This is a genomic window from Pseudomonas sp. NBRC 111123 (assembly GCF_001320205.1).
Classification (GTDB): domain Bacteria; phylum Pseudomonadota; class Gammaproteobacteria; order Pseudomonadales; family Pseudomonadaceae; genus Aquipseudomonas; species Aquipseudomonas putida_J.
On sequence record NZ_BCAZ01000061.1, the window covers coordinates 22,375 to 32,715 of the forward strand.

The 10,341-nt window shown below is 64.1% G+C and carries 10 protein-coding genes; 9 read left to right on the forward strand and 1 reads right to left on the reverse strand.

The window, feature by feature from the left end:
• Positions 1 to 123: 123 nt before the first annotated feature.
• Positions 124 to 1,056 (reverse strand): serine O-acetyltransferase EpsC, encoded by a 933-nt coding sequence (epsC, locus tag APH27_RS23160; RefSeq protein WP_027917631.1) that lies wholly within the window; start codon positions 1,054 to 1,056, stop codon positions 124 to 126.
• Between the two features lie 274 nt (positions 1,057 to 1,330).
• Between epsC and tcyJ the strand changes: the two genes are divergently transcribed.
• The 9 genes from tcyJ (at position 1,331) to APH27_RS23205 (ending at position 10,300) form a co-directional block, all read left to right on the forward strand.
• Positions 1,331 to 2,125, forward strand: a complete 795-nt coding sequence (gene tcyJ / locus APH27_RS23165) for a cystine ABC transporter substrate-binding protein (RefSeq protein WP_027917632.1) — start codon at positions 1,331 to 1,333, stop codon at positions 2,123 to 2,125.
• Complete coding sequence (gene tcyL, locus APH27_RS23170; protein WP_027917633.1) at positions 2,122 to 2,790, forward strand: cystine ABC transporter permease; 669 nt, start codon at positions 2,122 to 2,124, stop codon at positions 2,788 to 2,790. The genes tcyJ and tcyL overlap by 4 nt, the downstream gene beginning before the upstream one ends.
• Position 2,791: 1 nt before the next feature.
• Positions 2,792 to 3,550, forward strand: coding sequence for an L-cystine ABC transporter ATP-binding protein TcyN (gene tcyN / locus APH27_RS23175; RefSeq protein WP_060485996.1), 759 nt, complete (start codon positions 2,792 to 2,794; stop codon positions 3,548 to 3,550).
• Positions 3,551 to 3,812: 262 nt separating this feature from the next.
• Positions 3,813 to 5,054 (forward strand): SfnB family sulfur acquisition oxidoreductase, encoded by a 1,242-nt coding sequence (locus tag APH27_RS23180; protein ID WP_060485997.1) that lies wholly within the window; start codon positions 3,813 to 3,815, stop codon positions 5,052 to 5,054.
• Between the two features lie 135 nt (positions 5,055 to 5,189).
• On the forward strand, positions 5,190 to 6,371 hold the full coding sequence (locus APH27_RS23185) for an SfnB family sulfur acquisition oxidoreductase (protein WP_060485998.1): 1,182 nt from the start codon (positions 5,190 to 5,192) through the stop codon (positions 6,369 to 6,371).
• Complete coding sequence (locus tag APH27_RS23190) at positions 6,371 to 7,762, forward strand: LLM class flavin-dependent oxidoreductase (protein ID WP_060485999.1); 1,392 nt, start codon at positions 6,371 to 6,373, stop codon at positions 7,760 to 7,762. The genes APH27_RS23185 and APH27_RS23190 overlap by 1 nt, the downstream gene beginning before the upstream one ends.
• The gene (locus APH27_RS23195; RefSeq protein WP_060486000.1) at positions 7,755 to 8,555 is read left to right on the forward strand and encodes a MetQ/NlpA family ABC transporter substrate-binding protein; all 801 of its coding nucleotides are present in this window, start codon (positions 7,755 to 7,757) and stop codon (positions 8,553 to 8,555) included. Before APH27_RS23190 ends, APH27_RS23195 begins: the two co-directional genes overlap by 8 nt.
• 1 nt (position 8,556) lies before the next feature.
• Positions 8,557 to 9,666: a methionine ABC transporter ATP-binding protein gene (locus tag APH27_RS23200; RefSeq protein WP_027917639.1), complete on the forward strand. Its 1,110-nt coding sequence runs from the start codon at positions 8,557 to 8,559 to the stop codon at positions 9,664 to 9,666.
• Positions 9,656 to 10,300, forward strand: a complete 645-nt coding sequence (locus APH27_RS23205) for a methionine ABC transporter permease (protein WP_060486001.1) — start codon at positions 9,656 to 9,658, stop codon at positions 10,298 to 10,300. Before APH27_RS23200 ends, APH27_RS23205 begins: the two co-directional genes overlap by 11 nt.
• Positions 10,301 to 10,341 lie beyond the last annotated feature (41 nt).

Below are 10,341 nucleotides of genomic sequence, written 5' to 3' on the forward strand. Positions count from 1 at the left end.
GGCGCCGATTGGCGCCCTCCTGTTCTGGCCCTTTCGCGGGCAAGCCCGCTCCCACCGGGGCATCGCACGTTTTGAATACTGTGGGAGTGGGCTTACCTGCGAAGAGGCCGGGACAGACAATGGTCAGTTCTTGTCCTGGCAATCCAGCTGCAGGTTGGCCTGGGTGATGTTGCTCTCGGCCGGCACACTGCGGGTCAGCCAGACATTGCCACCAATGGTCGAGCCCTTGCCGATGGTAATCCGGCCCAAGATCGTCGCCCCGGCATAGATCACCACGTCATCCTCGACGATCGGGTGGCGCGCCAACCCTTTGTGCAATGTGCCCGACTCATCGCTCGGGAAGCGCTTGGCGCCCAAGGTCACGGCCTGATAGATGCGCACCCGCTCACCGATAATCGCCGTTTCGCCGATCACCACGCCAGTGCCGTGATCGATGAAGAAGCTCTGGCCGATCTGCGCGCCTGGGTGAATGTCGATACCGGTGGCCGAGTGCGCCAGCTCCGAGCTGATGCGCGCCAGCAGCGGCAAACCCGCCTGATAGAGGTGGTGGGCCAGGCGGTGGTGGATGATCGCCAGGATCCCCGGATAGCACAGCAATACTTCATCAACGCTGCGCGCCGCCGGGTCACCGTGGTAGGCCGCCAGCACATCGGTATCGAGCAGCACACGCAGGCCCGGCAAAGCCGCAGCAAACCCCTGGATCAAAGCCAGGGCCTGGGCATCGACAGCAGTCAGGTCGCCCTTGCGCTGGCGCGCGGCATAACGCAACTCCAGGCGCGCCTGCACCAGCAGTGCCGTCAGCGCCGCGTCGAGGGTATGGCCGACGTAGAAGTCCTCGCTCTCTTCACGCAGGTCAACCGGGCCCAGGCGCATTGGGAACAGGGCCCCGCACAGCTGCTCGAGAATCTGCCGCATGGCCTCACGCGAAGGCAACTCGCGCCCGCCCTGCTCGCCTATGCTGCGGCCATTGCGGCTGCGCCATTGCTCGCGGGCACCGCGCAGGCCACTGACGATGCTGTGCAGTTGCCAGTGCCCAGATGATGGTTGTTCGCTCACGCTGTTCTCCTGCCGATGTTGGCCAATCTGTCTTTATGCAATCCACTTTACGGCAAATCCGTCCCTTGGAAAAAACAACGCTTTATTCCATCCTGCGCTAAGTCGGGCATAAGCCGCGATGACGGCCTCAACATCCTGGCCTACCCTCAAAGCAGCCAAAACCTGGCACGGATCAAAAACGGGAATAACAAAATAAGTTTTTATTATTTCCAGGCCTAACAAGCCAACTCTATAGTCGCCACCCATTACTTCCACAACAAGCGCGGGGCCTGACATGTCGAAATTTGCCAAACCGCTTCTCAACGCCAGCCTGGCCATCCTGCTGGGTGCCGGCCTGCTCGGCCAGGCCTTTGCCGGCGAGCAACTGAAGACCATCCAGGAAAAAGGCGTGATCAACGTGGGCCTGGAAGGCACTTACCCACCGTTCAGCTTCCAGGACGAGAACGGCAAGCTGGCCGGCTTCGAGGTGGAGCTTTCGGAACTGCTGGCCAAGGAGCTGGGGGTCAAGGCCAAGATCCAGCCGACCAAGTGGGATGGCATCCTCGCCGCGCTGGAATCCAAGCGATTGGACGTGGTGGTCAATCAGGTGACCATCTCTGAAGAACGCAAGAAAAAATACGACTTCTCCGAGCCCTACACCGTCTCCGGCATCCAGGCGCTGATCCTGAAGAAGAAAGCCGAGCAGCTGAACATCAAGACTGCGCAAGACCTGGCCGGCAAGAAGGTCGGCGTGGGCCTGGGCACCAACTACGAACAGTGGGTCAAGCAGGACGTGCCGAAAGCCGAAGTGCGCACCTATGAAGACGACCCAAGCAAGTTTGCCGACCTGCGCAACGGCCGCATCGACGCCATCCTGATCGACCGCCTGGCTGCGTTGGAATACGCCCAGAAGGCCAAGGACACTGAACTTGCCGGCGACGCCTTCTCGCGTCTGGAAAGCGGCGTGGCCCTGCGCAAGGGCGAGCCTGAACTGCTGGCAGCAATCAACAAAGCCATCGACAAGCTCAAGGCCGACGGCACGCTGGCCAAGCTGTCCGAGAAATACTTCGGTGCCGATGTCACCAAATGATCGCTGAAAGCCTGCAACTCGTTGCCGACTCCACGCCCTTCCTGCTGAAGGGCGCGGGTTATACGGTGCTGCTCAGTGTTGGCGGCATGTTCTTCGGCCTGGTGCTGGGCTTTGCCCTTGCGCTGATGCGGCTGTCGAAGATCCTGCCGCTGAACTGGCTGGCCCGGGTCTATGTTTCGTTCTTCCGTGGCACGCCGCTGTTGGTGCAGCTGTTCGTGATCTACTTCGGCATGCCGCAGATCGGCATCGAGCTCGACCCGATCCCTGCCTCGCTGATCGGCCTGTCGCTGAACATGGCGGCCTACATCTGCGAAATCCTGCGTGCGGCGATCTCCTCGATCGACCGTGGCCAGTGGGAAGCTGCGGCCAGCATCGGCATGACCCGCACCCAGGCCATGCGCCGGGCGATCCTGCCCCAGGCGCTGCGCACCGCATTGCCGCCACTGGGCAACAGCTTCATCTCACTGGTCAAGGACACCGCGCTGGCAGCGACCATCCAGGTGCCCGAGCTGTTCCGCCAGGCGCAGCTGATCACGGCGCGCACCTTCGAAGTGTTCACCATGTACCTGGCCGTTGCCGTGATCTACTGGATACTCTGCAGCATCCTCGCGCACTTCCAGAACCGCATGGAAGCGCGGGTCAACCAGCACGACCAGGAGCAATGAGATGATCGTCGCCAAAGGCCTGACCAAGCAGTTCAAAGGCCAGACCGTGCTCAACGGTATCGACCTGACCGTGCAACCCGGTGAAGTGGTAGCCATCATCGGCCCCAGCGGCTCGGGCAAGACCACCTTCCTGCGCTGCCTCAACCTGCTGGAAACCCCAGATGCCGGGCAGATCCAGATCGGCGCCATCAGCATCGATGCAAATCGCCCGCTCGGCGGCCAGCAAAGTGCGATCCGCCGCCTGCGCCAGCAGGCTGGCTTCGTATTCCAGAACTTCAACCTGTTCCCTCACCGCACCGCCCTGGAAAACGTCATCGAGGGCCCGGTGATCGTCAAGAAGACGCCGCGTGATCAAGCCCTCGAACTCGGCCGGCGGCTGCTGGCCAAGGTCGGCTTGGCGGGCAAAGAAGACGCCTACCCACGGCGCCTTTCCGGCGGCCAGCAGCAACGCGTGGCGATTGCCCGCGCACTGGCCATGGAGCCTGAAGTCATCCTGTTCGACGAACCCACTTCGGCGCTCGACCCGGAGCTGGTCGGTGAAGTGCTGACGACCATCCGCGGCCTGGCCGAGGAAAAGCGCACCATGATCATCGTCACCCACGAAATGAGCTTTGCCCGGGATGTGGCGAACCGGGTGATCTTCTTCGACAAGGGCGTGATCGTGGAACAGGGCGACGCCAAGGCGCTGTTTGCCAACCCGAAGGAAGAACGTACCCGGCAGTTCCTGCGCAAGTTCCTCGGGACTGCCGCTTCCGAATAAATCCTCTGCGGCCTCTTCGCGGGTAAACCCGCTCCCACAGATACTCCACAGTATTCAAACCTGTGCGGTCCCCTGTGGGAGCGGGTTTACCCGCGAAAGGGCCGGAGCATCCACAGCAATTCCCTCTCTTCTATGTATATTCCAAAGAGTTAGTTCATAAACTTTTAATAAGCCATTAGGGTATATAAACCGGACCACCGGACCAGCAAACGTTGTCGCCATCAGCTGAAGCGACGCATCCACTTTGTGAGGTTCGGTTCTGATGACCACCCAGCCAAATACCCGATTCCACAGCGACCTCGACAGCTCGCCCCTGCTGCTGCCGGCCAAGGTCCTGCGCAACGACGCCGAAGCCCTGCAAGCCGCCCATGAGCTGGCCGCCATTGCCCGCGAACAGGCCGCCCGTCGCGACCAGCAACGCAAGCTGCCTTGGGCAGAAATCGAACAGTTCACCCGCAGCGGCCTGGGCAGCATCAGCGTACCCAAGGCCTATGGCGGCCCAGACGTTTCGTTCGCAACCGTCGCCGAGGTGTTCCGCCTGATCAGCGCCGCCGACCCGGCCCTGGGGCAAATCCCGCAAAACCAGTTCGGCATGCTACAACTGCTGCGCCTGACCGCTACCGAAGCCCAGCAGGCGCTGATCTTCCGCAGCGTGCTGGACGGCTGGCGCATCGGCAATGCCGGCCCCGAGCGCGGCACCAAAGACACCCTGACGCTCAAGGCCAGAATCACCCACAGCGCTGACGGCTATCGCATCAGCGGTGAGAAGTTCTACTCCACAGGCGCCCTGTTCGCCCATTGGGTGGCGGTCAAGGCGCTGGACGACGAAGGCCGACAGCGCCTGGCCTTTGTCCGTCGCGGCAGCCCTGGGCTGCGCATCGTCGACGACTGGTCCGGCTTCGGCCAGCGCACAACGGCCAGCGGTACCGTGCTGCTCGATCAGGTGCCGGTGGATGCCGAACTGGTCATCGACAACTGGCGCCAGCGGGACCTGCCCAATATCCAGGGTGCGGCCTCGCAGCTGATTCAGGCGGCCATCGATGCCGGCATCGCCGAGGCAGCCATCGACGATGCCATCGCCTTCGTCCGTGAGAAATCCCGGCCCTGGATCGAAGCCAAGGTCGAGCGCGCCAGCGATGACCCGTACGTGATTGCCGATATCGGCCGCCTGAAGCTCGAACTGCACGCCGCAGAGGCGCTGTTGCGCAAGGCTGCGCGCGTACTCGACGAGGTCAATGCCGGGCCGATCGATGCTGACGCCGCAGCGCGGGCGTCGATTGCCGTGGCCGAAGCCAAGGTGCTGACCACCGAGATCTCGCTGCAAGCCAGCGAGAAGCTGTTCGAGCTGGCTGGCAGCCGCGCGAGCCTGGCCGAGTTCAACCTCGACCGGCACTGGCGCAATGCCCGGGTGCACACCCTGCACGACCCGGTGCGCTGGAAGTACCACGCGGTTGGCGCTTACCACCTCAACGGCACCCTGCCCGCCCGGCATTCCTGGATCTGATTTGAGGGCCTCGGGGGCTGCCTTGCAGCCCTTTCGCGACACAAGGCCGCTCCTACAGGCGATCGCGGTTCCTTGTAGGAGCAGCCTTGCGTCGCGAAAGGGCCGCAGGGCGGCCCCATGGCCCCGGAGAACACCATGACTACATCCGTTATCACCAGCGACGCCCAGGCACTTTCCGTCGCTGAACATATCGCTCAGCAACTCAGACGCGACAGCGCCCTGCGCGACCGCGAACGCCGCCTGCCCCACGCCGAACTGGCGCTGTTCACCCGCTCCGGCCTGTGGGCCATCAGTGTGCCCAAGGCCTTCGGCGGCGCGGGCGTGTCCAACGTCACCCTGGCCCAGGTCATCGCCCGCATCGCCCAAGCCGATGCTTCGCTCGGCCAGATCCCGCAGAACCACTTCTATGCCCTGGAAGTGCTGAGGGTGAACGGCAGCCCCGAGCAGCAACAGCGCCTTTATGCCGAAGTGCTGGCAGGCCGCCGCTTCGGCAACGCCCTGGCCGAGCTGGGCACGAAAACCGCCCACGACCGCACCACCCGCCTGACCCGTGACGGCACCGGTTACCGCATAAACGGCCGCAAGTTCTACGCCACCGGCGCGCTCTACGCCCAGCGTATTCCGACCTCGGTGATTGACGATCAAGGCCGCCAGCAGTTGGCCTTTGTCCCAGCCGACAGCCAGGGCCTGCAGGTAATCGACGATTGGAGCGGCTTCGGCCAGCGCACCACCGGCAGCGGTTCGGTGACTTTCGACAACGTCTGGGTCGATGCTGGCGACGTGGTGCCCTTCCAGAGCGCTTTCGAGCGCCCGACCCCGGTGGGCCCGCTGGCGCAGATTCTCCACGCAGCCATCGACACCGGTATCGCCCGCGCCGCCCTGGATGATGCCCTGCATTTCGTGCGCACACGCAGCCGGCCATGGGTCGACTCCGGCCTGGACAAGGCCAGCGATGACCCGCTGACCCTGAAAAGCTTCGGCCAACTGGTGATCCGCCTGCATGCCGCTGAAGCGCTGCTCGAACGCGCCGGCGAATTCCTCGACCACGCCCAGGCCGACAGCAACACCGACAGCGTCGCCGCCGCTTCGATTGCCGTGGCCGAAGCACGGGCGATCAGCACGGAAGTATCCCTCGCCGCCGGTACCACCCTGTTCGAACTGGCCGGCAGCCAGGCCACCCTGGCCGAGCACAACCTTGACCGCCACTGGCGCAACGCCCGCGTGCACACCCTGCACGACCCGGTGCGCTGGAAGTACCACGCCATCGGCAACTACTACCTGAACAACACCAACCCACCGCGCCGGGGGACCATCTGATGGCCAAGCAGATCCTGCTCAATGCCTTCAACATGAACTGCATCGGGCACATCAACCACGGCCTGTGGACCCACCCACGGGACACCTCGACCCAGTACAAGACCCTGGAATACTGGACCGACCTGGCACGCCTGCTGGAGCGCGGGCTGTTCGATGGCCTGTTCATCGCCGATATCGTCGGCACCTATGACATCTACGGCAACGCCGTCGACGTGACCCTCAAGGAGTCGATCCAGCTGCCGGTCAACGACCCGCTGCTGCTGGTTTCGGCCATGGCCGCCGTCACCCGCAACCTGGGCTTCGGCCTCACCGCCAACCTGACCTACGAAGCGCCGTACCTGTTCGCCCGGCGCCTCTCCACCCTCGATCACCTGAGCAACGGCCGGGTCGGCTGGAACATCGTTACCGGTTACCTCGACAGCGCCGCCCGTGCCATGGGCCTGGCGCAGCAGCCCGAGCATGACCGCCGCTACGACCAGGCCGATGAATACCTGCAGGTGTTGTACAAGCTGCTGGAAGGCAGCTGGGCCGATGACGCCGTGGTCAACGATCGCCAACGCCGGGTGTACGCCGAGCCGGGCAAGGTGCGCAAGGTGCAACACCAGGGCGAGTTCTACAAGGTCGAGGGCTACCACCTGTGCGAACCCTCGCCACAACGCACGCCGGTGCTGTTCCAGGCGGGCAGCTCGCCTCGTGGCCTGGCGTTTGCCGGTAACCATGCCGAGTGCGTGTTCATCAGCGGCCAGGATAAAGCCGGCACCCGCGCCCAGGTCGACAAGGTGCGCGCGGCTGCCCAGGCCGCCGGCCGCGATCCGCAGGCAGTGAAAGTGTTCATGGGCATCACGGTGATCGTCGCGCCCACCGAGCAGCAGGCGCAGGCCAAGTACGCCGAGTACCTGCAACATGCCAGCGCGGAAGCCGGCGTGGCCCACTTCGCGGCCTCTACCGGCATCGACTTTGCCACCTACGGGCTGGACGAGCCCATTGGTGCAAGCAAAGGCAACGCCATCCAGTCGGCCACCCGCCAGTTGCAGGACAACGCCTGGACCCGCCGCCGCCTGCTGGAGCAGCACGCCCTCGGCGGGCGCTATGTAACCCTGGTCGGCGCGCCGGATCAGGTAGCCGAACAGCTGATCGCCTGGATCGACGACACCGGCCTGGACGGCTTCAACCTGTCCCGCACCGTCACCCCGGAAAGCTATGAGGACTTTATCGAGCTGGTGGTCCCGCAACTGCAGCAGCGTGGCCGTTACAAGACCGCCTACGCCGACGGCACCCTGCGCCAGAAGCTGTTCGCCAGCGCTCACCCGCACCTGCCCGCCGACCACCCCGGTTCCGCCTACCGCAACACCCACATCCCTGCCCCGACTGGAGCCCTGCACCATGCTTGAAAAACTGTTCCGGCCCGTCGCGGCCATCGCCGTCACCCTCGGCCTGTCTGCCAGCGCCTTCGCTGCCGAACCGCTGAAAATCGGCACCACCGCAGCCTTCGCCATCCCCCTGGAGGCGGCGGTGGAGGAAGCCCACAAGCAAGGCCTGGAAGTGAAGCTGATCGAGTTCAGCGACTGGATCGCGCCGAATGTCAGCCTGAATAGCGGCGACATCGACGTGAACTACTTCCAGCACATCCCCTTCCTGGAGAACGCCAAGGCTGCAGCCGGCTTCAACCTGGTGCCCTATGCCCCAGGCATCATCAACAACGTCGGCCTTTACTCGAAGCGTTACAAGAGCTTCGCCGAACTGCCCGAGGGCGCCAGCGTGGCCATCGCCAACGACCCGATCAACAGCGGCCGTGGCCTGCAGCTGCTGGCCAAGGCCGGCTTGATTACCCTCAAGCCGGGTGTCGGCTACAAGGCCACCGAGGACGACATCGTCGCCAACCCGAAGAAGCTCAAGATCCTGCAGGTCGAAGCCGTGCAGCTGGTGCGCGCCTATGACGACGCCGACCTGGTCCAGGGCTACCCGGCCTACATCCGCCTGGCCAACACGTTCGATGCCACTTCGGCGTTGCTGTTCGATGGCCTCGAAAACAAGGAGTACGTGATTCAGTTCGTCATCCGCCCGCAGAGCAAGGATGACCCGCGCCTGGCCAGGTTCGTCGATATCTACCAGCACTCGCCTGCCGTGCGTTCGGCACTGAACAAGGCCCATGGCAGCCTGTACCAGGCCGGTTGGGAAGGCTGACATGAGCCAGGCCAACGCGCTCAGGGCGCCCACCGCACAACCATCGCCGCCAACGGCCAGGGAGCAGGCCCTGCGCCCGGAGGTCAACGACGCCCATGTCCGTTTCATCGGGCTGGGCAAGACCTACCCTGGCCAGCAACAACCCGCGCTGCAAGGCATCGACCTGAACATCCGCCGTGGTGAAATCTTCGGCATCATCGGCCGCAGTGGCGCTGGCAAGTCGTCGCTGCTGCGCACCATCAACCGCCTCGAACAGCCGAGCCAGGGGCGCGTGCTGATCGACCAGGTAGACATCGCGCCATTCGATGAGGACCACCTGGTGGCGCTGCGCCGGCGCATCGGCATGATCTTCCAGCACTTCAACCTGATGTCAGCCAAGACCGTGTGGCAGAACGTCGAGTTGCCGCTGAAGGTGGCGGGTATTGCCAAGGCCGAGCGCCAGCGCAAGGTCCGTGAGTTGTTGGAGCTGGTTGGCCTGCAGGAAAAACATCACGTCTATCCGGCGCAGCTGTCCGGCGGGCAGAAGCAACGGGTCGGCATCGCCCGGGCCTTGGTGCATGATCCCGAGATTCTGCTGTGCGACGAAGCCACCTCGGCGCTGGACCCCGAGACCACGGCGTCGATCCTCGAACTGCTGCGCGACATCAACCGGCGCCTGGGCCTGACCGTGGTGCTGATCACCCACGAAATGGCGGTGATCCGCGACATCTGCCAGCGCGTGGTGGTGCTGGAGCGTGGCGCAATCGTCGAACAAGGCGAAGTCTGGCGCGTGTTCGGCAGCCCACGTCATGAGGTCACCCGCACCCTGCTCGCGCCGTTGCAGACCAAACTGCCTGCGGCTTTGCAGGCAAGCCTGCGCGCCAGCCCGGTGGGCCGTGACAGTGCGCTGGTGCTCAAGCTCACCCTGCTCGGCGAGCCCGCGCTGTCGGACCTGTTCGCGGAGTTGGGCGGGCGCGTGCGCCTGCTCCAGGGGGGTGTAGAGACCATCGGCGAGCATGCGCTCGGGCAGCTGATCCTGTCGATACAGGGCTCGCCGCACGACACGCACCAATTGCTCGAACGCGCCCGCCGCTGGGCTGAAGACGTGGAGGTACTGGGCCATGTGGTTTGATCGCTTGCTCGAAGGCCTGCTCGACACCCTGCTGATGGTTGGCGTGTCGTCGCTGGTCGCGCTGCTGGTAGGTGTGCCGATGGCGGTGCTGCTGGTCACCAGCGACAAAGGCGGCATCTTCGAGGCACCCTTGCTGAACCGGGTGCTGGGTGCCTTCGTCAACCTGTTCCGCTCGATCCCGTTCCTGATCCTGATGGTTGCGCTGATCCCCTTCACCCGGCTGGTGGTGGGAACTACCTACGGCGTCTGGGCCGCCGTGGTGCCACTGACCATCGCCGCCACACCGTTTTTCGCACGGATTGCCGAGGTGAGCTTGCGCGAGGTCGACCATGGCCTGGTCGAGGCGGCGCAAGCCATGGGTTGCCGGCGCTGGCATATCGTCTGGCATGTGCTGCTGCCCGAGGCGCTGCCGGGGATTGTCGGTGGGTTCACCATTACCTTGGTCACGCTGATCAACTCGTCGGCCATGGCCGGGGCGATTGGCGCGGGGGGGCTGGGGGATATTGCCTATCGGTATGGCTATCAACGCTTTGACAGCCAGATCATGCTGACCGTGATTGCCATGCTGGTGGCCTTGGTGGCGCTGATCCAGCTAAGTGGCGACCGCTTGGCGAAAGGTTTGAACAAGCGCTGAGGGGCCCGTCGCAACATCTTCTGCGCCTGTGAGACCGAGCG

Coding starts and splice junctions, on each gene's coding strand:
- tcyJ (WP_027917632.1), top strand. CDS start 1,331: ATGTCGAAATTTGCCAAACCGCTTCTCAACGCCAGCCTGGCCATCCTG.
- tcyL (WP_027917633.1), top strand. CDS start 2,122: ATGATCGCTGAAAGCCTGCAACTCGTTGCCGACTCCACGCCCTTCCTG.
- tcyN (WP_060485996.1), top strand. CDS start 2,792: ATGATCGTCGCCAAAGGCCTGACCAAGCAGTTCAAAGGCCAGACCGTG.
- APH27_RS23180 (WP_060485997.1), top strand. CDS start 3,813: ATGACCACCCAGCCAAATACCCGATTCCACAGCGACCTCGACAGCTCG.
- APH27_RS23185 (WP_060485998.1), top strand. CDS start 5,190: ATGACTACATCCGTTATCACCAGCGACGCCCAGGCACTTTCCGTCGCT.
- APH27_RS23190 (WP_060485999.1), top strand. CDS start 6,371: ATGGCCAAGCAGATCCTGCTCAATGCCTTCAACATGAACTGCATCGGG.
- APH27_RS23195 (WP_060486000.1), top strand. CDS start 7,755: ATGCTTGAAAAACTGTTCCGGCCCGTCGCGGCCATCGCCGTCACCCTC.
- APH27_RS23200 (WP_027917639.1), top strand. CDS start 8,557: ATGAGCCAGGCCAACGCGCTCAGGGCGCCCACCGCACAACCATCGCCG.
- APH27_RS23205 (WP_060486001.1), top strand. CDS start 9,656: ATGTGGTTTGATCGCTTGCTCGAAGGCCTGCTCGACACCCTGCTGATG.